Source organism: Amycolatopsis sp. VS8301801F10, from assembly GCF_046195355.1.
In the GTDB taxonomy this organism is placed as follows: domain Bacteria; phylum Actinomycetota; class Actinomycetes; order Mycobacteriales; family Pseudonocardiaceae; genus Amycolatopsis.
In genome coordinates this window covers 5729683-5751996 of record NZ_CP176065.1, presented here as the reverse complement: position 1 = coordinate 5751996, position 22314 = coordinate 5729683, and the positions used below count along the sequence as shown (strand labels likewise).

Below are 22314 nucleotides of genomic sequence, written 5' to 3'. Positions count from 1 at the left end.
CGTGCTCGCTTTCCCGTGCCTGTTCTACTCGCCCTTGAACTCCGGCGCTCGCCGCTCCAGGAACGCCTGCACGGCTTCCTGGAGGTCCTTGCTGGGCAGGAACGCGGAGTTCCACGCGGCGACGTAGCGCAGGCCCTCGGCGACCTGGCGTTCGGTGTTCGCGGACAGCACCTGCTTGGTGCCCTGCACGACCAGCGGCGGGTTCGCGGCGATCTCCGCGGCCAGCTCGCGGGCCTTGGCCAGCAGCGTCTCCTGGTCCGGGTACACGTCGTTGACCAGGCCGATCTTCTCCGCGCGCGCGGCGTCGATGTCCTTGCCGGTCAGGGCAAGCTCGCGGACGTGCCCCTCGCCGATGATCGGGGCGAGCCGCTGGAGGCTGCCGATGTCGGCGACGATCGCGACCTTCACCTCGCGGACGCTGAACTTCGCGTCCTCGCTGGCCAGCCGGACGTCGGCGGCGGTGATGACGTCGACGCCGCCGCCGATGCACCAGCCGGACACCGCGGCGACCACCGGTTTGCGGCATTCGGCGATCGAGCTGACCGCCTGCTGCAGCCGCTGGACCTCGCGGTGGAACTCGGTGCGCGGCCCGGCCAGCGCGTCGCCGGCCAGCAGCGGGGCCCAGTTCCCCATCATCGCGGGCAGGTCGAGGCCGTAGGAGAAGTGCTTGCCGCTTCCGGCGAGGACCACGGCGCGCACGCGCGGGTCGGCGTCGAGGGCGGCGAACACGAGCGGCAGCTCGCGCCAGAAGTCGGGGCCCATCGCGTTGCCCTTGCCCGGGCCGAGCAGGGTCACCTCGGCGACCGGGCCGTCGAGGGCGACACGGAGCGAGACGAGTTCGGGAAGGGCGGCTGCTGGTTCGGTCATGCGGTCATCTTGACTCATCCCCGCCACCCCGGCCCAACCGGTTGACACTGTGCCAACGACGCTCCGGGATGCTTTCCTGGAGACCCGAGGTGGAGAGGGAGGCGCCCGTATGGACCCGGCACCCGTGCCCGTCGCCGACGCCCCGCCGGCGGAACCCCCGGCGGCCCGCAGGACCCGGCCGATCGAGCTGTCCGGCTCGTTCCGGCACGAGGGCCAGCGCCTGTGCTACACCGAATACGGCAGCGGCGACCGCGTCGTGGTGCTGATGCACGGGATCATGTTCACCCGCCGGATGCACGCGCCGCTGGCCCGGCGGCTCGCCCGCGCGGGGTTCCGCGTGGTGACCCTCGACCTGCTCGGGCACGGCGATTCGGACCGGCCGACGCAGTCGTGGCGCTATTCGATGCCCGCGTTCGCCGAGCAGGCCGTCGCGCTGCTCGACCATCTGGAGATCGAGGACGCGGTGGTCGGCGGCACCTCGCTGGGCGCGAACGTGGCGCTGGAGGTGGCGGTGGCCGCCCCGTCCCGGGTGCGCGGGCTGGTGGTGGAAATGCCGGTGCTGGACAACGCGATCATCGCCGGGCTGCTGACGTTCGCTCCCCTGTTGTTCGCCGCGCGCTTCCTGCCCGCGACGGTGCGCGGCGTCGCGCTGGCCGCACATCTGGTGCCGCACGGGAACCAGTGGGTGGATGTGCTCACGGACACGCTGAGCCAGGAACCGGCTCCGATGGCCGCGCTGCTGCACGGCGTGCTGTTCGGCCGGATCGCGCCGCCCAAGTCGATCCGGGGCACGATCGCCGCGCCGACGCTGGTGATCGGGCACGAGGGCGACCCGATCCACCCGTTCGGCGACGCGGGCAGCCTCGCCGAGGACCTGCCGAACGCCGAGTTCGTGCAGGCCCGCAGCCCGGTCGAGCTGCGGTTCGACCCGAAGCGGCTGACCGCGGCGATCCGGGACTTCGCGTTTCGGCGTTATCCCCCTGCCTAGTCGCGAGGTCCGTGAGGGGAACCCTGGGGGAATCTGCCCTGAGTCCCTCCGGGTTCCCCTCACGGACCTCCGGGCGCGGGTCAGTCGGCGGACAGGTCCGGCGGAGCCTGCAGGTCGTGGGCGCGGAACAGCACGGCGTGCTCGACGCCCATCGCCTTGCCGCTCATCGCCGCGAACTGCGGGATGAAGTCCGCGGGTGCCGGATGGTCCGGAAGCGCGGCCAGGTACGCGGCGTGCGCCTCCAGGGACGCGACCCCGCGCCGCAACGGTTCGCCGGTGACGTCGACGCCGTGGGTCGCTCCGGAGCCGGGCAGCCCGGGGACGAGGTACCAGCGGGCCGAATGCGGTGCCAGGCCCTCGTCGTCGATCTGCTCCGGGAAGACCCACCGGTTGCCCGCGTCGCGGATCGCGTCGAGGGTCGCGAGCCCGGCGGCGCGGTGGTCGGCCTGGTCGAAGCCGTAGGGCGTTTCGACGTCGAATCCGCAGCCGAGCACGACGTCGGGCTTGAACCGGCGGATCTCGCGGCAGATGTCCCGGCGCAGGTCGAGGCCGTACACGAGCACGCCGTCCGGGTGTTCGAGGACGGTCAGGTGCTCCACGCCGACCGCCGCGCAGGCGTTGCGCTGTTCGGCGACGCGCAGGCGGGCGGTCTCCTCCGGCGGGTTCGGCATGCCTGCCTCGCCGCGGGTGAGCAGGAGGTACCCGACCTCGATGCCGCGCGCGGTCCAGCGCGCGACGGCCGCGGAGGTGCCGTACTCCATGTCGTCCGGATGCGCGACGACGCACAGCACGCGCCGGAAGGACTCTTCGGGCAAAGCAGGCAGTGTCATGCGGCCATCTTCGCGCTCCGACGGCCCGTTGTCCGCGTTATCCGGCTTGATTCCGGTCCAGTCCGGCGACCGGGCCGAACACGATCACCGCCGGCGGCCGCACGCCCGCGGCCGCCGCTTCCTCGGCCACCGAGGCGAGCGTGGACCGCAGCACCCGCTGGGTCCGCATGGTTCCGTCTTCGATCACCGCGACCGGCGTGTCGCCCGGGCGGCCGCCTTCGAGCAGGGCGGCGGCGAACTTCGGCAGCCGTTCGACGCCCATCATCAGCACGATCGTCCCGCGCATCCGGGCCAGCAGCGACCAGTCGACCAGCGACCGCTCGTCGCCGGGCGCGACGTGCCCGGACACGACGACCACCTCGTGCGCGACCCCGCGGTGCGTCACCGGGACGTCCGCCACCGCGGGCACCGCGAACGCCGAGGTGATGCCCGGGACCATGGTCACCGGCACGCCGGCCTCGGCGCACGCCTGGACCTCTTCGAAGCCGCGGCCGAACAGGTACGGGTCGCCGCCCTTGAGCCGGACGACGAACTTGCCTTCCTTGGCCTTCTCGACGAGCGTCCGGTTGATCACGTCCTGGCTCGCCGCGCGGCCGTACGGGATCTTCGCCGCGTCGATCACCTCGACCTCCGGCGCGAGCTCGTCCAGCAGGTCGCGCGGGCCGAGCCGGTCCACGACCACGACGTCGGCGCGGGACAGCAGCCGCCGGGCGCGGACGGTGATCAGGTCCGGGTCGCCGGGCCCGCCGCCGACCAGCGCGACGCCGGGCAGCGCGCCTTCCGGATGCGGCTGGCGGCCGTCCTCGATCGTGCCCGCGTGCAGGCCGTCCAGCATCGAATCACGGACCGCGGCCGAGCGGAGCGGCTCGCCGCCGGACAGGACGCCGAACAGGAGACCGCCGTGCCGTCCGGTCGCCGGGGTCACCGCCGAACCGGATTCGCCCTCGTCGGCGCGGACGCAGAAGACGCGCTCCCGCTCCGCCTCAGCGCAGATCGCGGCGTTGGTCTCCGGATCGTTGGTGCAGGCCAGCGCGTACCACGCTTCGCGCAGATCGCCCTCGGCGTAGCGGCGCTGATGCCAGACCAGTTCGCCCGCGTCCGCCATCCCCTGCACCGACGGCGTCGTGTGCGGCGACACCAGCTCGACGCGGGCGCCCGCGCTGATCAGCCGGGGCAGCCGGCGCTGGGCAACGGAACCGCCGCCGAACACCACGACGCGGCGTCCGGTCAGGTTCAGGCCGGAAAGGTAGTGCGGGTCGTCCATGCGCGGAAGTTTATGGGCGAGGCGCCGGTTCGCACGGCGACCGTGGGTCATGCCACGCCGGAGGGCCGGCTTACGCCGCCGGGGCTAACGCCGCGGGAAAACACCTCGGCTGTTCGCACCCAAATCCGGAGCCGCGGGAGTAATTCGCGATTCGGACGTACCACCGGCGCGTCCGGGAGCGACTGCGGAGCACACACGGCGGCACATGGGGAGGCATCATGACCAGGAACAGAGTGACCAGGCGAAGACGCGCGGGCGCGGTGGCGGCGGCGCTGCTCGTGTTCGCCGCCGCGACGACCGGGACCGCGCAGGCCGACCCGGCCGCGCCGACCGATCTCGCTCCGCTGCCCGGGGACGACCAGAGCATGGCGCTGGCGGTCAACGAGTCGGGGGTGGTGGTCGGCACCTCGTCGGCAGGCCGCGACCCGCGCCTCGACCACCCGGTCCGCTGGGACCCCGCCGGCCATGCGACGGCGCTGCCCACGCCGGGCGCGGCGCAGGGGCAGGCGCGCGCCGTCAACAGCCACGGGGTCGCCGCGGGTTATGTGCTGACCCCGACCGCCGCCATCCCGGCGCGCTGGGACGCCGCGGGCCAGCCGACCCTGATGGAGCTTCCGCCGGGCTACCACAACGCGATGGGCGAGGCGATCAGCGACACCGGCGTCGTCGTCGGGGAATGGCTGACGCCGGACGACCTGGAACACCCGTTCCGCTGGGACCCGGACGGCCGGGTCACCGACCTCGGCACGCTGCCCGGCGACACGTGGTGCATCGCCACCGGCATCTCCGCCGACGGCACGATCGTCTCCGGCCTGGACACCAACCCGGTGAAAGCCCACTCGGTGCGCTGGGTGAACGGCGGGCCGATCACCGACCTGGCCCCGACGGCGTGGGCGAGCGCGAACAACGTGATGAACCGGGACGGCACGATCGGCGGGCACCTGACCGACGTCGAGCACGGCACCTCCGCTCCGGTGACCTGGGACCGGAACGGGGTGCTGCACCGGCTGGACTGGCCGAGCCCGCATCCGAGCTGGCTCGACCAGGTCGGCCCCACCGGGTACGTGACCGGCAGCGGCTATCTCTATCCGCCGGACCGGGATTCGGTGCTGTGGGATCCCGAGGGCAACGTCGACGTGATCGACGGCGACATCGCGGGGGTCGATTCGAACGGCAACGCGGTGGGAGCTTCGCAGAACCGCGCGACGGTTTGGTACGAGAACGGGAACATCGTGCGGTTCGGGATCCTGCCCGGGGGCAGTTACAGCAAGGCGGAGTGGATCACCGACAGCGGGTACGTCGTCGGGAGTGCGAACACCACTGGCTACAAGACGCATGCGGTGGCTTGGAAACTCCGTTAGCACCGGTCGCGGCTGGGCGGATCTCGCGGCCGCCCAGCCGCGCGTGCGTGATCGCGGCCCTCCCGGGTTTCCGTTGCCGCAGCGTCATTCCACGCGGAAAACCGGCCCGCGCGGCACGAACGGCAGCCGCGCGGAACCAGAAAAGCGTGTTCCCGCGAGGGCCGGACGTGGTCGCATCGCGCGTCGGTGATGATCAGGACCGGCCCGTCCGGCGGGAAGTCCGGGGCGCGGCGCAGCAGGTCGACGCCGGGCTGCAGGCGGGTGCCGCCGCGGCCGCGAACCTTCACCCGGCCCGCGATGTCTTCCACCGCGAGGTATCCGGCGTCGTAGGCGGCCGCGTCGCAGAAGACCACCCGGGCGGCCGGGACGTCGCGGGCCCGCGCGTACGAGGCGATCGCGCCGAGTGCTTTGCCCAGCAGTTCCGCGTCCATCGAGCCGGACGTGTCCAGCACGACGCCGAAGGTCGCGCGAAGCTCCCGTTGCTCCGGCCAGACCCGGCCCGGGCGCGGGATGTCGGGCGTCGCGGACTGACGGCGCGACGCCCGTGCGTAACTGCGCGCCGGCTGCTCCGCCCGGACGTGCTCGTCGAACCACTGGGCCAGCTGCGCATCCCAGGGCAGCGGCGGGTGGTCCAGCGCGCGGATCTCCTGCTCCAGCCCGACCGGCAGGAGGCCTCGGCCCTGTGAGTGGTGGTAGACCAAACCCTGGCTGAGCGCGCGGCGGTAGAACTCGTCCAGGTCGACGCCGCCGGTCCGGTCGCCGTCGCGCCACGGAAGCGGCTTCGGCTCCGCGCGACGCGAGGAGCGGCGGGCGGCGGCTTCCGGTTCGGACAGCCAGTCGCCCAGGACGTCTCCCGCTTCGCGGCCGTCCAGCGTGCGCAGCTTGCGGGCGCGGCGAAGGTCGGTCGTCAGCGTGTCGTACACCGATTCCGCGGAAAGCGCGGCGAGCTGCGGATCGTGCAGGCTGTCGCTCGGCAGCTCGCCGACGCCGAGAGCGACCAGCCAGCCGTTGATCACGTAGTCGCACGCGACGTTCCACAGGTACGGGTCGCGGCCGAGCGCGCGGCGGTCGTGCCGGAGCGCGGCGTGCAGCATTTCGTGGGCGAGCACGAACCGCCATTCCCCGGCGGTCAGCGCGGCGTCCGGGTTGACGTAGATCTCGCCATGCTCGGCGTCGACCGCCGCGATCGAGATGTCCCAGGCGCGGACCACTTCGGGATCGACGACCAGGGTGAATCCGGCGGCCACCGCGCCGAGCAGCGGGAACGACGAGGCGAACCAGCCCAGCGCGCGGTCCCACTCCCCCGGACGCCGCTGGAGCCGGGTCCGGCCGCGTGCTTCGGCGGCCTGCTCCATCGCTTCGGTGGCCGAGGCGATCAAGCCGCGCGCGAAGCGCTCAGTCCACGGATCAGGCTTCCCGTAGTGCTGGACCTCCCAGCGGTTCGGCGGTTCGGCGAGCACCAGGCACGGCCGGTCGCCGCCGGTGCCGAGCGAACGGAAAACCTCGGGCACGCCGGTCTCGCGCCAGGCGCGGGCGAGGGAAAGCTCGTCCGTGCCGGGAAGTTCGGGCAGGAGCGTCAGCGGCGTCCCGACCCGCACCGCCTCCGCGAACCGGTGCACCGCGACGCAGCACGCCGCGCTGTAGCTCGCGTCCACGCTTCGGTCGGCGGTGATCGCGTCCGCTTCGGCGAGCTGCCCTTCGTCCAGGTGGCCGAGGCCGAGATGCAGCAGCAGATGCGCGAACACCCACGCCCATTCGGCGGGCTCGGCGTCGCGAGCGCGGTTCGGGGTGAGCACTCCGCGGCCGGAAACGACAGCCCAGCTTTCCTTGCCGGGCAGGCTGAGCCGGTCCAGGCTCGCCCGCCGGGAAAGATGGTCCAGGACGGTGTTCGCGCGGACCAGCGCCCAGCCCGCGTCGATCGCCTTGGCGCGGCGCTCGCGGAGCCGCGCTTCGGCGTGGGCCCCGCTCATGCCCGGGCCGCCACCAGCCGCGGCAGGTCGCGTGCGGTCTCGACCAGGAACCAGGACGGCAGGCGCGGGTTGCCCGCCTCGTCGTCCGCGATCACCAGCTGCGCCATCTCCAGCGAGATCTCCGCCAGTTCGACCAGCAGGCTCTTCGCGCGGAAGGCGAACTGCCGCACCGCCGCCGACGCGTGCCGCTTGTCCGAGGGGAGATCGCGGGCCAGCCGGACCCGGAACGTCTCGGCGAGGAAGTAGAGCAGGTCGCGCTCGTCCGGCCCGGCGGGCCAGCGCGCGGCGCCCTTGAGGATGGCTTCCAGGTCGAAAGCGTGCCGGGCGACCTTGAGAAAGGACCGGAACGCACCGGCGTGTGCCGGGGTGAGCGTGGCGTACGCGAGCAGCCCGACGGTTTCGTCGTCGAGCGGATCGCCGGCCGAGCGCAGCAGATCGGACAGCATGTGCCAGGACCGCGGGGTGGAGAACGGCTCCTCGGTCTTCGGCGGCTGGCTCCACAGATGGTCCGGGCGCTGGGCGAGGTACTCGACCACCGCCGGGTGGATGTCGTGGCCGGCCGCCCAGGCGAGCCAGTCGGCCGCCGACGCGCGCAGGTGCAGGTGGACCAGCCGGTTCACCAGCGCGGACGCCATCGGCCGGGCGAGCGCCTGGTCGGTGGCGCGGTTGCCGGCCCCGATCACCACCGAACCGGGCGGCAGTTCGTACGAGCCGATCCGGCGGTCGAGGATCAGCGAGTAGAACGCTTTCTGCACGTCCGGCGAGGCGGCGTTCAGCTCGTCGAGGAACAGGCAGTACGGCTCGTCGCGGGCGATCTGCTCGGGCGGGCAGAACCGGCTGCGGCCGTCGGCGATCTGGGGCACGCCGATCAGGTCCTCGGGCGCGAGCTGGGTGCCGAGCAGCGAGACGCATTCGAGGCCGAGCGCCGCCGCGAATTCGCGCACCAGCGAGGACTTCCCGATTCCGGGCGCGCCCCAGAGGAAAACCGGCCGGACGACGGCGGTGGCGAGCAGGATGTCGGGCAGCTGGGCAGGCGTGACGGTGAGCTGGGCGTGCAAAGCGGGGACCTCTCCGGTAGCGGGACATCCTCGTGCGGCGCCCGTTTCGTGCCGTCATGGTCGCGCGCCGGGCCAGCTGCCCGCATCCGGTTTTTCAGCTCCGCGCCGCCGTCGGGTACGGCAGCAGCGCCATTTCCCGCGCGTTCTTGATCGCGGTCGCCACCTGTTTCTGTTGCTGCGGCGTCAATCCGGTGACCCGGCGGGCCCGGATCTTCCCGCGGTCGGAGATGAATTTCCGCAGCAGGTCGACGTCTTTCCAGTCCACCCTGGTGATTCCGGCCGCGTGGAAGGGGTTCGGGCGGCGGCGCGGCGTCCGGTCCGGTTTCGGCATCGCGCTCACCAGCTCGACTTCGAGACGCCGGGCAGTTCCCCGTTGTGCGCCATCTGCCGCATGCGCACCCGGGAGACGCCGAACTTCCGCAGGTATCCGCGCGGACGGCCGTCGGCGGCGTCGCGGTTGCGGATGCGCGTGCGGCTCGCGTCGCGCGGCATGCGTTGCAGCGCAACGACTGCGTCCGCCTTTTCCTCGGCCGACGCGGACGGAGACGCGATCAGCGCCTTGAGCGCGCGGCGGCGTTCCACATACCGCGCCGCGAGGACCTTCCGCTGCTCGTTCTTCGCGATTTTCGACTTCTTAGCCATCAGCGTTCTTCCTTGAATTCGACGTGCTTGCGCGCCACCGGGTCGTATTTGCGCAGCACCATCCGGTCCGGGTTGGTGCGGCGGTTCTTCTTCGTGACATACGTGTAGCCGGTGCCCGCGGTCGACCGCAGTTTGACGATCGGCCGGATGTCGGTGCTTTTCGCCATCTAGAACTTCGCTCCCTTCGCCACGAGTTCGCCGACGACGGCGTCGATGCCGCGTTTGTCGATCGTCTTCATGCCCTTCGCCGACACCTTGAGCCGCACGGTGCGGCCAAGGCTCGGCACGTAGTACCGGCGCGTCTGCAGGTTCGGCTCCCACCGGCGCGACGTGCGGCGGTGCGAATGCGAGACCTGCTTGCCGTAGCCCGGCTTGCGGCCGGTGACCTGGCACACGGCTGACACGGACCCTCCCAAGTTGATAGTGACATTCATGTTCAACTACTCTCGACACCGTACCCCGCCCCGTCGTCTGGAGATCCAGTGCCCCCACGCCCGCGTGTCCCGCTCGTGCTCTGCAGCGGGATCGCCCGAACCGACTCCCTCGCCGCGCTCCTGCTCCGCGCGAGCCCCGGCACCGCCGTCGTCCACCACGACCTGCGGGACATCGGCTCCGGCGTCGTCCGCCGCCGGATCCTGCTCCGCGGCCGCGACGAGCTGACGCCGCTCGAACTCGCGCACGGGTGCGTCAACTGCACGCTGCGCGAGGACCTGCTGCCGCTGCTGCGCCGGCTGGCCCGGATGCCGCAGGTCGACCGCATCGTGGTGCGGCTGGACGAGGCGATGGAGCCGGAGCCGGTGAGCTGGGCGATCCGCAACGTGCTGGTCGGCGACCGCCCGGTCAGCGACGACGTCGAACTCGAAGCGGTGTTCACCGTGCTCGACTGCGCGACCTGGCTCGCCGACGTCACCGGAGACGACCTGCTCGCCGAACGCGGTCTGCAGGGCAGTCCCGAGGACGAGCGGACGGTCGCGCAGGTCGCACTGTCCCAAGTGGAATCCGCGGACGTGCTCGTGCTGGCCGGAGCCGCGCAGGACGCTTGGAGCGCGGCCAAGTCCGCCGCGGTGCTGGACCGGGTCGCGCCGTCCGTGCCGCGGGTCGAGCTGGCCCGCACCGACGCTGCCGGGCTCTTCGCCGCGATTCCGGCCGGCGCCCGCCGCGGCGAGGTCACCGACCTGCACGGCGCGCTGCTGCGGGGCGCGCCGCCGCTGCACCCGGACTGCGGCATCGAACTGCTGCAGTTCACCGCGCAGCGCCCGTTCCACCCGGAGCGCCTGCACGAGGCGATCGACCTGCTGCTCGACGGCGTGGTCCGCACCCGGGGCCGGGCCTGGGTGGCGAGCCAGCCGGACGTCGCGTTCTGGATCGAATCGGCGGGCGGCGGGCTCGGCATCGGCCACGCCGGGCCGTGGCTCGCCTCGCCGGACGGACCGGACTGGGCCGAGGTCTCCCCCGAACGCCGCACGCTCGCCTCGCTGCGCTGGGACCCGGTGCACGGCGACCGCGCGCAGGAGCTCGTGATCGTCACCGACCAAGCCGCCCCAGCGGAGATCGAGGCCGCCCTGCACGCCGCCCTGCTCACCGACGCCGAACTGGCCGAAGGCGAGGCGGCCTGGCGCGAGTACCCCGATCCGTTCGGGGACTGGCACGAAGACCCCTGCGAAGAAACCGAAGAACCGGACCGGCACGCCAGCGCCGCCAACCAGAAGGACGAAACCCTGTGAAACCCGGCATCCACCCCGACTACCACCCGGTGGTCTTCAAGGACTCGTCGACCGGCGACGCGTTCCTCACCCGCTCCACCGCCACCTCCGACCGGACGATCGAATGGTCCGACGGGAACACCTACCCGCTCGTGGTCGTCGACATCAGCGCGTGGTCGCATCCGTTCTGGACCGGCACCCAGCGGATCCTCGACTCCGCGGGCCAGGTCGAAAAGTTCCACCGCCGCTACGGGCAGCGCCGGAGCGGGGGTGCGCGCTGATGGCCGTCCCGAAGCGGAAAATGTCGCGCAGCAACACCCGGTCCCGGCGCTCGCAGTGGAAGGCCGCGGCGCCGGACCTGGTGCCGATCGTCGTGGACGGCGAGCGGAAACTGGTGCCGCGCAAGCTGATCAAGCACTTCCAGCGGCTCGAGAAGTGAGCGTCCCGGTCAGCGCAGTTCCGGTGACTGTCCTTTCCGGATTCCTCGGGGCCGGGAAAACCACGCTGCTCAACCGGATCCTGGCCAACCGCGAGGGCCTGCGCGTCGCGGTGATCGTGAACGACATGAGCGAGGTCAACATCGACGCCGCGCTCGTCCGGGACAGCGTGTCGCGGACCGAGGAGCGGCTGGTCGAGATGACCAACGGGTGCATTTGCTGCACCCTGCGCGAGGATCTGCTCGACAAGGTCGCCCGGCTGTGCGAGGACGGGCGGTTCGACCACCTGCTCATCGAATCGAGCGGGATCTCCGAGCCGATGCCGGTGGCCGCGACCTTCTCCTTCCCCGCCGGCGACGGCTCCCCGGTGCTGTCGTCGGCGCGGCTGGACACGATGGTCACGGTGGTGGACGCGGCGAATTTCGCCCGTGAGCTGGCTCGCGGAGACGGTCTCGCCGAGCGCGGGCTGGACCAGTACGAGGGCGACGAGCGGACGGTCAGCGACCTGCTGATGGACCAGGTCGAGTTCGCCGACGTACTGCTGCTGAACAAAACCGACCTGGTCGCCGAGTCCGAAAAGGACCGGTTGCTCGCCTCGCTGCGCCGCCTCAACCCGGCCGCCGACGTCCTGTCCGCCGAGTTCGGCCGGGCGCCGCTGGAGCGGGTCTTCGGCACCGGCCGGTACGACGCCGAACGCGCGCAGCAAGCGCCGGGGTGGGTCGCGGAATTGAACGGCGACCACGTGCCGGAGACCGAGGAGTACGGCATTTCCAGCGTCGTGTTCCGCTCCGGCCGCGCGTTCGACCCGGTGCGGTTGTGGGAGTTCGTCACCGCGCGGCTGGATTCCGGCGAATTCGGCACTGTGCTGCGGTCGAAGGGGTTCTTCAGCCTCAGCACCCGCCCGGGGACGCTCGGCCTGTGGTCGCAGGCAGGCAGCGTCGCGCGGTTCGAACCGCAGGGCGTCGCCGCCGAACCCCGCCAGGAACTGGTGTTCATCGGCGTCGGCCTTCAGCACGCCGCGTTGCTCGACGCGCTCGAAACCTGCCTCTCCGACACCGTCGCCGCCGACGACCCGTTCCCGGAATGGGAACCGGTGCACGTCCATTGAGGACAGTTCCGGCTCACGGCCCGCGGTGCCGTGAGCCGGAACCGCCCTCCGGGTCAGGTCAGTCCATCGTGAGCACGATCTTGCCGTGGATGTTCCCCGCCTGATAGGTCCGCAGCGCTTCGACCGCTTCGGCGAGCGGGAACGTCGCCATGACGCGGTGCGTCAGCTCGCCGCTCGCGCACAGGGCCGCCAGCCGGGCGAGCCGGGCCGCCGAGCGGTCGTTCGGCGTGGTCCGGATGCCCAGCTCCCCGGCGCGGTCGTGGTCGACCAGGGTGAGAATCCGGGACCGGTCTTCGACCAGCTCCAAGGTGTACTCCAACGCGGCGCCGCCGACCCCGTCGATCGCCGCCGTGACGCCGTACGGAGCCACCCGTTCGACGAAATCCTCGCTGTAGGCAAGGGGAATCGCCCCGAGCTCCCGCACCTGCCCGTGCCGCGCCGGACGGGCGACGCCGAGCGCCTTCGCCCCGCGCAGCCGGGACAACTGCACCGCCATCGCCCCGACCGAACCGGCCGCGCCGTGCACCAGCACCGTGTCGCCGGGGCCGACGCCGATCTGCTCGACCGCGATGTCCGCGGTCTGCGCCGCCGCGGTGAACCCGCCCGCGACCTCCCACGGCATCTCCGGCGGCTTCGGCACGATCTGGTCCTGCCCGGCGACGAGAAACTCCTGATACCCGCCCAGCCGGCCGAACCCGAGCACCTCGTCGCCCGCCGCGAACCCGGTGACGCCTTCGCCGATTTCGTCCACGACCCCGGCGAACTCGTTGCCCGGCACGGTGAACGCGCCCGGTTCCGGAACCGGGAGGACCCCCGCGACCACCGCGAGGTCGAACGGCTGCACCCCGGCCGCCTTCACCCGCACCCGCACCTGCCCCGGTCCCGGACGCGGCTCCGGCGCCTCCTCCAGCCGCAGCACCTCGGGCCCGCCTGTTTCGCGAAACCCCATCGCCTTGCCCATTCCGCCTCCAGCGTTCGTGTCGATCACCGGAAGTCTCGGACCTCAAGCGGACTTGATGTCAAGCCGCGGGCTCGACCAGCGCCGCCCGATCGGCTAAGTTGACCACCGATGACTACCGGGACGGCTTCGCGCCACTCACGGATCGGCTACCCGGTGCTCTGCTGAGCGCCGCGCGGGCCCCCCCTCCTTTCGTCGTGACCGCAGAACCTCGACGACGACAGGAGAATTCATGCCCGGCACCACCTTGCAGATCCCCACCGCCGACGGACTCGCCGACGCCTTCGCGGCGTTCCCCGACGACGGCGAACCGCATCCCGGCGTGCTGATGTACGCCGACGGCTTCGGCCTCCGGCCCGTGCTGCGCGACCTCGCCCGCGAACTGGCCCAGCACGGCTATTACGTCCTCGTGCCCAACTTCTTCTACCGGCACGGCCCCGCACCGGTGCTCGACCTGCCCGGGTTCATCGGCGAAGACGAGCGGCCCGAGGTCTTCGCGCGGGTGCTGCCGTTGATCGAAGCGCACCCGCCTGAACTGGTCCTGCGCGACGCCGGCGCTTATCTCGCCTTCCTCACCGCCCAGCCGGAAGTGCGCCCCGGGCCGGTCGCGGTGACCGGCTACTGCATCGGCGGGCTCCACGCGGTCCGCACCGCCGCGGCGCATCCGGACCGGGTGGCGGCGGTCGCCGCATTCCACGCGCCGGTGGGCGCGGCCGGACCGGACGCCTTCTCCCAGCTCGCCGCCGAGGCGCACTTCGGCCATGCCGCGTCCGATCTGACGCCGGAGACTCTCGGAGAACTCAACCAGGCTCTGGACGCGGCCGGCGTGAGCTGTACGTCCGAGATCTACCCGGACACGGTCCACGGGTTCACCATGGCCGACACCGACGCCTTCCGTCCCGCTGGGCTGCGACGGCATTGGGAACGGCTGCTGCCGCTGCTCGATCGCGCCCTCTGAGCCTCCGCTACTCGACCCACCACCATCCGTCGCCCAGCTCGACGGTCGGCCGGACGGCGCAACCCGCCCCGTCGAGGTAGTCGTCGGAGTCCACCGGGCGGCCGGGAAGGTACTTCTCCGGGTACTCGGTGAAGTGGGCGAATCCCGAGGCGCAGTCCGGGATCCCGGACCAGACGCGGACGAACCACACCGGCCGCTCCGGGTCGTTGTTCATCCGCGAGATGCCTTCGGGCGGGCCCATGCCCTTCTCGAGGTGGTCGAGGTAGGTCAGGGCGTCGGCGAAGTCCGACCGGTGCATCGAGTACCAGGTGGTGGCGTAAAAGTGCACCCAGTCGGTGGTGGCCATCAGCACCGCGCAGACCGCGGCGACCGCCGCGCATCCGGCGAGACCGGGCCAGCGCAGCCGCCGCCACACGAGCCACGCGCTGATCGCCGTCGCCGCCGCGGCGATCAGCCACGCTCCCTCGACCAGCCCGGGGATCGACACCGGGAGCACGAAACTGAGGAACAGCTTGTGGTAGTTCACGGCGGCGGCCAGAAGCCAGCCGAACAGGAAGACCACGACAGCCAGCACCAGACCCGGTCTTCGGTTTTCCTCAGCACTCCCCATGGTCCGTAGACGGCCGGCCGGCCGTTCGGTTGCGCTACCGCGGCGACGGCGTGTAGAGCGCGCCGAGAAACTCCACCAGCAGCCGCTCCCGCAACGGTCCCGGCGCGGCCGCCAGCAGCGCGTTGACCGGAGCCATCCGCTCCGGCAGCCCGTCGCCGCCAGTCAGGCCCGCCGCCGCGAGCAAGCCGCCGAACTGCTCGGACGTCAGCGTTTCCGGGTCCAGCGCGGCCACGAACGCGGCGACGTCCGGATCGACCCGCACCGGGCCCGCCGCCCGCGCCGCGCCGACGGAAGCCGCCAGATCGGCGAGGAATTCCGGTTCGCTGCCGTGGTTCGCGGCGGTGACGGTGAGATGCAGGTTCAGCGGAGAGGTCCCGTGCGCGAACTGCGGCTGGACGTACCAGCCGCGCGCCTTCATCTCGTCGGCGACGGTGAACAGGTCGAACCCGTCCGAGCCGGTGAACGCGACCAGCGTCGACACCGGATCGCCCAGCACGCGCAAGCCCGGAATCTCCGCTACGCCAGCACGAATCCGCTCGACGGCTTCCCTCGCGCGCGAGGCCAGTTTCAGGTAACCGTCCTCGCCGAGATGCTGCACGACGGCCCACGCGGCGGCGAGCGGACCGCCGGAGCGGGTGCTCTGCAGCGTCGGGTTGAGCATCGTGTAGCCGGGCCAGGCCGCGCTCGCGAAGAAATGCGTCCGGCGGAGTTCCGCGGACGCGTGCAGCAGCACCGAGACGCCCTTGGCGCAGTAGGCGTATTTGTGCAGGTCCACCGAAATGCTGGTGACGCCCGGAACTCGGAAGTCGAACGGCGGCAACTCCGCGCCGAGTTTCGCGAAGTACGGCAGCACCCAGCCGCCGATGCACGCGTCGACGTGCATGCGCACCCCGCGCGCCGATGCCGCGGCGGCGATCTCCGAGATCGGGTCGACGACACCGTGTGCGTACGAGGGCGCGCTCGCCACCACCAGCACGGTGGAATCGTCGATCGCCGCGGTCATCGCCGCCGGGTCCGCGCGGAAGGTGTCCGGATCGACCGGCACGACGACCTTCCGAACCCCGAACAGATGCGCGGCCTTGTGGAACGCGGCATGCGCGGTTTCCGGAAGCACGATGGACGGCGAGGCGAGGTCCGGGCGCGCGTCGCGAGCGGCGAGAACCGCCAGCAGGCACGATTCGGTGCCGCCGGAGGTCACCGTGCCGACCGTCTCCGGCGTGCCGCCGAGCAGTCCGGCCGCGCGGGCGACCAGGTCGTTCTCCATCCGCAGCAGGCTGGGGAACGCGGTCGGGTCGAGTCCGTTGGCCGAACTGGCCAGCGCGTGCGCGGCGGCGGCGATTTCGTCCACTTCGGACAGTCCGCTGTCGTACACGTAGGCCAGCGTGCGCCCGCCGTGCGTCGGCAGGTCGCCGGAGCGGAGTTCGCGCAGCCGCGCCAGGATGCCGGTCACGCCTGCTTCTCCAGCACCGAACGGCGCAGCAGCGGGATGCCGAGCGCGATCAGCACCGCGGGCAGCACGGACGCGCCGATGACGATCGCGGTGATCGCCGAGGACGGCTGCGGGACGGCGGTGGCACCGGTGCTCGACACGTAGCTCCCGGCCTGCAGCACGAGACCGAACAGGCCCGGCCCGAGCGCGAGCCCGAGCGTCTCGGACGCGGTCCACACCCCGGCCGTGACGCCCGCGCGGGTCTCGCCGGTGCGCTCTTCTTCGGCGCTGATCAGGTCCGGCAGGATCGCCAGCGGGAACACCGAAATCCCCGCGTAGCCGACGCCGGCGAGCGCGACGAACACCAGGGTCGCGGCGAACGGGAGCCGGTCGGCGAAGTACATCGCCACCAGGCCGAGGAAGAACGACGTGGTGGCGACGCGGAATCCGGCGAGCTTGCCCCAGCGCGCGCCGAGCCGGGGCCACAGCGGCATGGTGACGAGCGCGGGCCCGACGAACCCGACGAACAGGTAGGTGCGATAGCTCGGATCGCCGAGCACGTGCTGCGCGAAGTACGGGATCGCGGCCAGCACGGTGCCGATGCCGAGCGCCTGGATGAAGTAGACGCCGAGCAGCCACCGGAAGGAACGCCACCGCGCGATGGTGCGCGTCAGTTCCTTGAGCCGCACCGTGTTCGGCCGCAGCGAGCCGACCGGCGCGCCCTTCAGGCCGAAGTAGACGGCGAGCGTCGCGGCCAGGATGATCACCGCCATCACCAGGCCCATCACCCGGTAGCCGGCCACGCCGGGCAGCAGGTCGGTGATCGCCGGGGCGACGCCGCCGGACACCAGCACCGCGACCGCCAGCACGCCGATCCGGACGCTGGTGAGTTTCGTGCGCTCCTCGGCGGAATCGGTCAGCTCGGCCGGAAGCGCGTTGAACGGCACCTGGAAGAACGCGTACGCGGTGGCGCACAGGAAGAACATCGCCACGACGTAGGTCGCGTCCCACACCGGCGTGCCGAAGCCGGGATGCGCGAACAGGGCGAAGAACAGCACCGCGACGCCGATGCCGCCGCGCAGCAGGAACCGCCGCCTGCTCCCGGTGCGCGAGAGGTCGGCGTCGGACAGCCGTCCGGCGACCGGGTTGAAGACCACGTCCCACGCCTTGGGCACGAACACGATGATCCCGGCCGCCGCCGCGGGCACTGCCATGGTGTCGGTGAGGTACGGCAGCAGGAGCAGCCCCGGCACGGTGCCGAACCCGCCGGTGACGAAGGAGCCGAGCGAGTAGCGGAATCTCGTGCGGCGGGACAGCGGCGCCAAAGGTCCTCCTCGAAGGCGGAACGACGAACGCATGCCTAATGGATCTTCGCCGGTTCCCGGAAGTGGTCGGGAGGAATCGTGCCACCGTCGTGATGCACCGGCCGTACCGGGCCGACTACGGACTCGTGAGCGCCTGTCGCGGTTCTAACCGGGACAGGCGCTCACGACTCGCCTTCAGGAGAGCGCCTTCGCCGCCCTCGCCAGCGATCCCGCGTCCCCGCGCAGCAGCAGCGTCGTCACCACCGTCTTCTCCCACGCCGGCAATTCCTCGCGGACCTTCTCCGCAGGGCCGATCAGCGAGGTGTCCTCGACCAGCGACGTCGGAATCGCCTTCACCGCTTCTTCCTTGCGTCCGGCCAGATACAGCTCCTGCACCTTGTCCGCCACGTCCGCGTACCCGAGCCGGGCGAAGACGTCGTGGTGGAAGTTCACGGTCTTCGCGCCCATCCCGCCGATGTACAGCGCGAGCGCGGGCTTGATCCGGCTCGCCGCCTCCTCGACGTCGTCGTGCACGATCACCGGCACCGACGCCGCCACCTCGAAATCGGCCAGGCTCCGGCGCGCGCCCGGGCGGGCGAACCCCTCCTCCAGCGCGGCCCGGTAGAAGCCGTCCGATTTGGGCGAGAAGAACAGCGGCAGCCAGCCGTCGCAGATCTCCGCGGCCAGCGCGACGTTCTTCGGCCCTTCCGCGGCGAGGTAGACCGGCAGGTCGGCGCGCAGCGGGTGCACGGTCGGCTTGAGCGGTTTGCCCAGCCCGGTCCCGCCCTTGAGCGGCAGCTGGAAGAACTGCCCGTCGATGGTCACCGGTTCCTCGCGGGCCAGCACCTTGCGCACGATCTCGACGTACTCGCGCGTGCGCGCCAGCGGCTTCGGGTACGGCTGGCCGTACCAGCCCTCCACCACCTGCGGCCCGGACGCGCCCAGCCCGAGCACGAACCGGCCGCCGGACAGGTGGTCCATGGTCAGCGCGCTCATCGCGGTGGCGGTCGGGGTCCGCGCGGACATCTGCACGATGTTGGTGCCGAGCTTGATCCGGCTGGTCGCCGCGCCCGCCCAGGCCAGCGGCGTGAACGCGTCCGACCCGTACGCCTCGGCCGACCACACCGAGTCGAACCCGAGCCGTTCCGCTTCGAGCACGGCCTCCTGCGCGCCCGGGATCGGCCCGCTCCCCCAGTACCCGAGGTGAAAGCCCAGCTTCATCCAGCCCTCCTGATCTCCGAGTCCGCGCGGAAGCCCGTGCGGCTCACGGCACGTCCGGCGAGTAGTGCTCCGGTTTCCCGCGCTCGGCGAGCGGGGGAAGATTGCGGCGCGGGGTTTCGGCCGGCGGCGCCCCCGGGGCCAGTTCGCCGCGGGCGCGCCGCCAGCCCGCCCGTGCCCGCGGATGGTAGCGGCGGTCGTGCGGGAGCAGCGAAAACGCCGCGTTGATCAGCTTGCCGACGCGGCGGTGCCGCCGGGCGTCGCGCGCGGTCCAGCGGAAGCCGAGCAGCTCGCGCACTTCCGGGTCGTACATCCCGACGGTCAGCCACACGAACTGCTTCGCGATCACCTTCGCGACCGGCTTCCACAAGGGATCCGGCAGCCACGGCAGGAAGGGCGGTTTCGCGATGCCGCGGAGGTCGAGGACGTCGCGGGCGGCCTTGTTGTCCTCCAGCACCTCGGCGCACATGTGCTTCCAGTACCGCTGGAAGTCCTCCCAGGATTCCGGCACCGGCCGCATCGTCATGTCGTACATCCGCCACCAGCGCACGTGCTCGTCGAACAGCGTGCGCTTTTCCTCTTCGCCGATGCCGCCCATGAAATTGTCGGCGATCAGGATGGTGCTGACGAAGAACGTCGCATGCGCCCAGTAATACGTGTCCGGGTCGAGCGCGTGGTAGCGGCGGCCTCGCGCGTCCACGCCCTTGATCCGGTCGTGGTAGCCGCGCACCTGCAGCGCCGTGCGGTGCGCGAGCGGGCCGTCGTAGACGACGCCGCCGATCGGGTACAGCGAACGGAACAGCCGCTGCCAGCGTTCCTCGAAGAACTTCGAATGCTGCTCGACGCCCGCGCCGAGCCCGGGGTGCATGTTCTGCATCGACCCGGCCCACAGCGCGATCAGCAGGCCGCGCCAGTCGCCGAAGTACTTCCAGGTCAGCGAGTCCGGTCCGAGCGGTTCGGGTGCTTCCCGGGGCATCGCGGCTCCTCGGCGGGTCGGCGAAGCGACTACGGCTGTGGTCAGGCTAGGATGTGACAACAGCTGTGGTCAACTCTGGACGGGAGCGGGTATGCCGGGCCGCACGTGGGCGGGCACGACGCTGGACGACCGCAAGGCCCAGCGCCGCGCGCGGCTGCTGGCCGCCGGGCTCGACCTGCTCGGCGCGCAGGGCAGCGCGGCGGTGAGCGTGCGCGCGGTGTGCCGGTCCGCGAAGCTGACCGAGCGGTACTTCTACGAAAGCTTCGCCGACCGGGAAAGCCTGGTGGCCGCGGTCTACGAGGACGTCGGGGAGCAGGCCCGGAAAGCCTTGGCCGGCGCGGTGTCCGGCGAAGGCGATCCGCGCCGCCGCGCCGAACGCGCCGTGACCGCGTTCGTGGAGCTGATGCTGGACGATCCGCGCAAGGGCCGGGTGCTGCTGCTCGCGCCGCTGACCGATCCGGCGCTGACCCAGCGCGGCCTGCACCTCCTCCCGGCGTTCACCGCGCTGGTCGGGGAACAGCTTTCGCGCGGCGACGAGACCGGCCGCCAGCTCGTGGCGATCGGTCTCGTCGGCGCGCTCAGCAACGTGTTCATCGCCTATCTCGACGGCACGCTGAAGGTGAGCCGCGAGCGTCTGGTCGAGCACTGCGTGCAGCTCGTGCTCGGCGCGGACGCTTTCGACTCGGGGACTCACTGAGCGGCTGCCCGCTCGTCGCGCAGCCGCAGCGCGATGTCGATGATCATGTCCTCCTGGCCGCCGACGTAGCGTTCTTCGCCGACCTTGTACAGGATTTCGTGCGCCGGGACGCCGTAGCGCTCGGCGGCGCGCTCGGCGTGCAGCAGGAAGCTGGAGTACACGCCGGCGTAGCCCTGGATGATGGACGAGCGGTCCATCACCGGCAGCCGGGTCAGGTACTTCTTGACGACGTTCTCCGCGGCTTCCATCAGAACGTCTTTGTCCACGCCGGTTTTGACGCCGAGCCGGTCGAAGGCGGCGGCGAGGACTTCCGTCGGCGAGTTGCCCGCGCCGGCGCCGAGCGCGGCGAGCGAACCGTCGATCTGCCGGGCTCCCGCGCGGTACGCGAGCACCGAGTTGGCGACGCCGAAGCTCAGGTTCTGGTGCCCGTGGTAGCCGACCTGGGCTTCGTCGCCGAGTTCCGCGACGAGCGCGGCGACCCGTTCGGACGCGTCGTCCAGGATCAGCGCGCCCGCGGAGTCCACGACGTACACGCACTGGCAGCCCGCGTCGACCATGATCCGGGCCTGTTTCGCCAGATCCTCCGGCGCCGACATGTGCGACAGCATCAGGAATCCGACGGTTTCCAGGCCGAGATCCCGCGCCGCGCCGAAGTGCTGGATGGACACGTCGGCCTCGGTGCAGTGCGTGGCGATCCGCACCGCGCCCGCGCCGAGATCGGCCGCCGCGCGCAAGTCGGTGACCGTGCCGAGACCGGGCAGCAGGAGCACGGCGATCTTCGCCTGCTTCGCCTCGTCGACGGCGGCGGCGATCAGCTTTCGCTCGTCCACCAAGGAAAAACCGTAGTTGAAGGTCGAGCCGCCGAGACCGTCGCCGTGGGTCACCTCGATCAGCGAGATGCCCGCGTCGTCCAGCGCGCGGACGGTGTCGCGCACCTGCTTTTCGGTGAACTGGTGCGCCATGGCGTGACTGCCGTCGCGCAGAGTGGTGTCGACCAGCCGGACGTCGGTGTTGTTCACGCGGCCACCTCCTGAGCGGCGAAGAGATCGCCGACGCGCGCGGCGGCGGCGGTCATGATGTCGAGGTTGCCCGCGTACTTGGGCAGGTAGTCGCCGTTGCCCGCGACCTCGAGGAAGACGCCCACGCGGGCTTTGCCGCTCCAGTCCGGGCGCGGCGGGTCGAACTGCGGGTCGGCCTTGAGCGTGTAGCCCGGCACGTACTGCTGGACGTCTTTCACCATGCGGTGCACGGATTCGCTGATCGCGTCGAAGTCGGCGTCCGGGTCGACCGCGCAGAACACCGTGTCGCGCATGATCATCGGCGGGTCCATCGGGTTGATGATGATGATCGCGCGGCCCTTGTCCGCGCCGCCGACCTTTTCGATGGCGTGCGCGGTGGTCTCGGTGAACTCGTCGATGTTCGCGCGCGTGCCGGGCCCGGCCGACCGCGACGACACCGACGCGACGATTTCCGCGTACGACACCGGCGTCACCCGCGAAACCGCGTGCACGATCGGGATGGTCGCCTGGCCGCCGCAGGTGATCATGTTGACGTTGCGGTCGGTCAGCTGGTCGGGCGGATTCACCGCCGGGCAGGTGAGCGGGCCGACCGCGGCCGGGGTCAGGTCGATCGCGCGGATGCCGGCTTCGGCGTACCGCGGCGCGTTGGCCTTGTGCGCCTTCGCCGACGTCGATTCGAACACCAGTTGCGGCAGTTCCGCGCGCGAGAGCAGCCAGTCGACGCCCTCGGCGGACGTTTCGAGGCCGAGCTTCGCGGCGCGGGCGAGCCCGTCCGACGCCGGGTCGACGCCCACCATGTAGCGCACTTCCACGTGCTCGCTGCGCTGGAGCTTTGCCAGCAAATCCGTACCGATGTTGCCCGGGCCGACGATCGCGGCCGTCACCTTGCGTTCCGCCATGCCGCCACGGTGCTCGCC

At 71.5% G+C, this 22314-nt stretch carries 25 protein-coding genes; 8 read left to right on the top strand and 17 right to left on the bottom strand.

Going from position 1 to position 22314, the window contains the following annotated elements; all coding sequences use genetic code 11:
* Positions 1-24 precede the first annotated feature (24 nt).
* The gene (locus F9C11_RS27100) at positions 25-867 is read right to left on the bottom strand and encodes a crotonase/enoyl-CoA hydratase family protein (protein WP_409180181.1); all 843 of its coding nucleotides are present in this window, start codon (positions 865-867) and stop codon (positions 25-27) included.
* A gap of 109 nt (positions 868-976) precedes the next feature.
* Between F9C11_RS27100 and F9C11_RS27095 the strand changes: the two genes are divergently transcribed.
* Positions 977-1855, top strand: coding sequence for an alpha/beta fold hydrolase (locus F9C11_RS27095; RefSeq protein ID WP_409180180.1), 879 nt, complete (start codon positions 977-979; stop codon positions 1853-1855).
* 80 nt (positions 1856-1935) lie between these two features.
* On the opposite strand, the gene F9C11_RS27090 is transcribed toward F9C11_RS27095, so the two are convergent.
* Together F9C11_RS27090 and cobA are read right to left on the bottom strand one after the other, a co-directional pair.
* Positions 1936-2685 carry a PIG-L deacetylase family protein gene (locus tag F9C11_RS27090; protein WP_409180179.1) on the bottom strand — a complete coding sequence of 250 codons (750 nt, stop codon included), beginning with the start codon at positions 2683-2685 and terminating at the stop codon, positions 1936-1938.
* Positions 2686-2722: 37 nt separating this feature from the next.
* Complete coding sequence (cobA, locus tag F9C11_RS27085) at positions 2723-3949, bottom strand: uroporphyrinogen-III C-methyltransferase (protein ID WP_409180178.1); 1227 nt, start codon at positions 3947-3949, stop codon at positions 2723-2725.
* 218 nt (positions 3950-4167) lie between these two features.
* On the opposite strand from cobA, the gene F9C11_RS27080 reads away from it, so the two are divergent.
* Positions 4168-5310 (top strand): HAF repeat-containing protein, encoded by a 1143-nt coding sequence (locus F9C11_RS27080; protein WP_409180177.1) that lies wholly within the window; start codon positions 4168-4170, stop codon positions 5308-5310.
* Here the strand turns inward: F9C11_RS27080 and F9C11_RS27075 are convergent.
* The 6 genes from F9C11_RS27075 to rpmB all read right to left on the bottom strand — a co-directional run bounded on the left by F9C11_RS27075 (position 5307) and on the right by rpmB (position 9384).
* The gene (locus F9C11_RS27075) at positions 5307-7280 is read right to left on the bottom strand and encodes a DUF2201 family putative metallopeptidase (RefSeq protein ID WP_409180176.1); all 1974 of its coding nucleotides are present in this window, start codon (positions 7278-7280) and stop codon (positions 5307-5309) included. The two genes, F9C11_RS27080 and F9C11_RS27075, sit on opposite strands and share 4 nt — an antisense overlap.
* Positions 7277-8338 (bottom strand): AAA family ATPase, encoded by a 1062-nt coding sequence (locus F9C11_RS27070; RefSeq protein WP_409180175.1) that lies wholly within the window; start codon positions 8336-8338, stop codon positions 7277-7279. The genes F9C11_RS27075 and F9C11_RS27070 overlap by 4 nt, the downstream gene beginning before the upstream one ends.
* 94 nt (positions 8339-8432) lie before the next feature.
* Positions 8433-8678, bottom strand: a complete 246-nt coding sequence (rpsR, locus tag F9C11_RS27065; RefSeq protein ID WP_182889057.1) for a 30S ribosomal protein S18 — start codon at positions 8676-8678, stop codon at positions 8433-8435.
* Entirely contained in the window at positions 8675-8980 is a 306-nt protein-coding gene (gene rpsN, locus F9C11_RS27060; protein WP_409180174.1) for a 30S ribosomal protein S14, read from the bottom strand. Before rpsN ends, rpsR begins: the two co-directional genes overlap by 4 nt.
* Positions 8980-9147 (bottom strand): 50S ribosomal protein L33, encoded by a 168-nt coding sequence (gene rpmG / locus F9C11_RS27055; protein WP_409180173.1) that lies wholly within the window; start codon positions 9145-9147, stop codon positions 8980-8982. The genes rpsN and rpmG overlap by 1 nt, the downstream gene beginning before the upstream one ends.
* Positions 9148-9384, bottom strand: a complete 237-nt coding sequence (rpmB, locus tag F9C11_RS27050) for a 50S ribosomal protein L28 (protein WP_409180172.1) — start codon at positions 9382-9384, stop codon at positions 9148-9150.
* A gap of 78 nt (positions 9385-9462) precedes the next feature.
* Here rpmB and mrf point away from each other — a divergent pair, with 78 nt between their 5' ends.
* Genes mrf through F9C11_RS27030 form a run of 4 tightly spaced genes read left to right on the top strand, consistent with a single transcriptional unit; the run spans position 9463 to position 12228 of the window.
* Complete coding sequence (mrf, locus tag F9C11_RS27045) at positions 9463-10704, top strand: ribosome hibernation factor-recruiting GTPase MRF (RefSeq protein WP_409180171.1); 1242 nt, start codon at positions 9463-9465, stop codon at positions 10702-10704.
* On the top strand, positions 10701-10964 hold the full coding sequence (locus F9C11_RS27040; RefSeq protein WP_009078888.1) for a type B 50S ribosomal protein L31: 264 nt from the start codon (positions 10701-10703) through the stop codon (positions 10962-10964). Before mrf ends, F9C11_RS27040 begins: the two co-directional genes overlap by 4 nt.
* Positions 10964-11122 (top strand): 50S ribosomal protein L32, encoded by a 159-nt coding sequence (gene rpmF / locus F9C11_RS27035; RefSeq protein WP_409180170.1) that lies wholly within the window; start codon positions 10964-10966, stop codon positions 11120-11122. Before F9C11_RS27040 ends, rpmF begins: the two co-directional genes overlap by 1 nt.
* 23 nt (positions 11123-11145) lie before the next feature.
* Complete coding sequence (locus tag F9C11_RS27030; RefSeq protein ID WP_409180169.1) at positions 11146-12228, top strand: GTP-binding protein; 1083 nt, start codon at positions 11146-11148, stop codon at positions 12226-12228.
* Positions 12229-12286: 58 nt separating this feature from the next.
* On the opposite strand, the gene F9C11_RS27025 is transcribed toward F9C11_RS27030, so the two are convergent.
* Positions 12287-13216 (bottom strand): zinc-binding alcohol dehydrogenase family protein, encoded by a 930-nt coding sequence (locus F9C11_RS27025; protein ID WP_409180168.1) that lies wholly within the window; start codon positions 13214-13216, stop codon positions 12287-12289.
* Between the two features lie 202 nt (positions 13217-13418).
* Here F9C11_RS27025 and F9C11_RS27020 point away from each other — a divergent pair, with 202 nt between their 5' ends.
* Positions 13419-14144 (top strand): dienelactone hydrolase family protein, encoded by a 726-nt coding sequence (locus tag F9C11_RS27020; protein WP_409180167.1) that lies wholly within the window; start codon positions 13419-13421, stop codon positions 14142-14144.
* A 7-nt stretch (positions 14145-14151) separates the two neighbouring features.
* Here F9C11_RS27020 and F9C11_RS27015 read toward each other — a convergent pair whose 3' ends face one another.
* From F9C11_RS27015 to F9C11_RS26995, 5 genes are all read right to left on the bottom strand, one after another.
* Positions 14152-14754, bottom strand: coding sequence for a hypothetical protein (locus F9C11_RS27015; RefSeq protein ID WP_409180166.1), 603 nt, complete (start codon positions 14752-14754; stop codon positions 14152-14154).
* 34 nt (positions 14755-14788) lie between these two features.
* Complete coding sequence (locus tag F9C11_RS27010; protein WP_409180165.1) at positions 14789-16204, bottom strand: pyridoxal phosphate-dependent decarboxylase family protein; 1416 nt, start codon at positions 16202-16204, stop codon at positions 14789-14791.
* A complete protein-coding gene (locus tag F9C11_RS27005; RefSeq protein ID WP_409180164.1) occupies positions 16201-17508 on the bottom strand; it encodes an MFS transporter in 1308 nt (435 codons plus the stop codon). The genes F9C11_RS27010 and F9C11_RS27005 overlap by 4 nt, the downstream gene beginning before the upstream one ends.
* A 174-nt stretch (positions 17509-17682) precedes the next feature.
* Positions 17683-18708 (bottom strand): LLM class F420-dependent oxidoreductase, encoded by a 1026-nt coding sequence (locus tag F9C11_RS27000; protein WP_409180163.1) that lies wholly within the window; start codon positions 18706-18708, stop codon positions 17683-17685.
* Positions 18709-18751: 43 nt separating this feature from the next.
* A complete protein-coding gene (locus tag F9C11_RS26995) occupies positions 18752-19681 on the bottom strand; it encodes an oxygenase MpaB family protein (protein ID WP_409180162.1) in 930 nt (309 codons plus the stop codon).
* 91 nt (positions 19682-19772) lie between these two features.
* Between F9C11_RS26995 and F9C11_RS26990 the strand changes: the two genes are divergently transcribed.
* On the top strand, positions 19773-20378 hold the full coding sequence (locus F9C11_RS26990; RefSeq protein WP_409180161.1) for a TetR/AcrR family transcriptional regulator: 606 nt from the start codon (positions 19773-19775) through the stop codon (positions 20376-20378).
* Here the strand turns inward: F9C11_RS26990 and dmpG are convergent.
* Positions 20372-21397, bottom strand: coding sequence for a 4-hydroxy-2-oxovalerate aldolase (gene dmpG / locus F9C11_RS26985; protein WP_409180160.1), 1026 nt, complete (start codon positions 21395-21397; stop codon positions 20372-20374). The two genes, F9C11_RS26990 and dmpG, sit on opposite strands and share 7 nt — an antisense overlap.
* Positions 21394-22296 (bottom strand): acetaldehyde dehydrogenase (acetylating), encoded by a 903-nt coding sequence (locus F9C11_RS26980; protein ID WP_009078908.1) that lies wholly within the window; start codon positions 22294-22296, stop codon positions 21394-21396. The genes dmpG and F9C11_RS26980 overlap by 4 nt, the downstream gene beginning before the upstream one ends.
* Positions 22297-22314: the final 18 nt, after the last annotated feature.

What these genes read in the sequence shown, in the direction of transcription:
- F9C11_RS27075 (WP_409180176.1), bottom strand. Translation starts at nt 7,280, where the DNA reads ATGAGCGGGGCCCACGCCGAAGCGCGGCTCCGCGAGCGCCGCGCCAAG.
- F9C11_RS27015 (WP_409180166.1), bottom strand. Translation starts at nt 14,754, where the DNA reads ATGGGGAGTGCTGAGGAAAACCGAAGACCGGGTCTGGTGCTGGCTGTC.
- F9C11_RS27095 (WP_409180180.1), top strand. Translation starts at nt 977, where the DNA reads ATGGACCCGGCACCCGTGCCCGTCGCCGACGCCCCGCCGGCGGAACCC.
- F9C11_RS26995 (WP_409180162.1), bottom strand. Translation starts at nt 19,681, where the DNA reads ATGCCCCGGGAAGCACCCGAACCGCTCGGACCGGACTCGCTGACCTGG.
- F9C11_RS27100 (WP_409180181.1), bottom strand. Translation starts at nt 867, where the DNA reads ATGACCGAACCAGCAGCCGCCCTTCCCGAACTCGTCTCGCTCCGTGTC.
- F9C11_RS27080 (WP_409180177.1), top strand. Translation starts at nt 4,168, where the DNA reads ATGACCAGGAACAGAGTGACCAGGCGAAGACGCGCGGGCGCGGTGGCG.
- cobA (WP_409180178.1), bottom strand. Translation starts at nt 3,949, where the DNA reads ATGGACGACCCGCACTACCTTTCCGGCCTGAACCTGACCGGACGCCGC.
- F9C11_RS27020 (WP_409180167.1), top strand. Translation starts at nt 13,419, where the DNA reads ATGCCCGGCACCACCTTGCAGATCCCCACCGCCGACGGACTCGCCGAC.
- rpsN (WP_409180174.1), bottom strand. Translation starts at nt 8,980, where the DNA reads ATGGCTAAGAAGTCGAAAATCGCGAAGAACGAGCAGCGGAAGGTCCTC.
- rpmF (WP_409180170.1), top strand. Translation starts at nt 10,964, where the DNA reads ATGGCCGTCCCGAAGCGGAAAATGTCGCGCAGCAACACCCGGTCCCGG.
- F9C11_RS26980 (WP_009078908.1), bottom strand. Translation starts at nt 22,296, where the DNA reads ATGGCGGAACGCAAGGTGACGGCCGCGATCGTCGGCCCGGGCAACATC.
- rpmG (WP_409180173.1), bottom strand. Translation starts at nt 9,147, where the DNA reads ATGGCGAAAAGCACCGACATCCGGCCGATCGTCAAACTGCGGTCGACC.
- F9C11_RS26990 (WP_409180161.1), top strand. Translation starts at nt 19,773, where the DNA reads ATGCCGGGCCGCACGTGGGCGGGCACGACGCTGGACGACCGCAAGGCC.
- F9C11_RS27090 (WP_409180179.1), bottom strand. Translation starts at nt 2,685, where the DNA reads ATGACACTGCCTGCTTTGCCCGAAGAGTCCTTCCGGCGCGTGCTGTGC.
- F9C11_RS27000 (WP_409180163.1), bottom strand. Translation starts at nt 18,708, where the DNA reads ATGAAGCTGGGCTTTCACCTCGGGTACTGGGGGAGCGGGCCGATCCCG.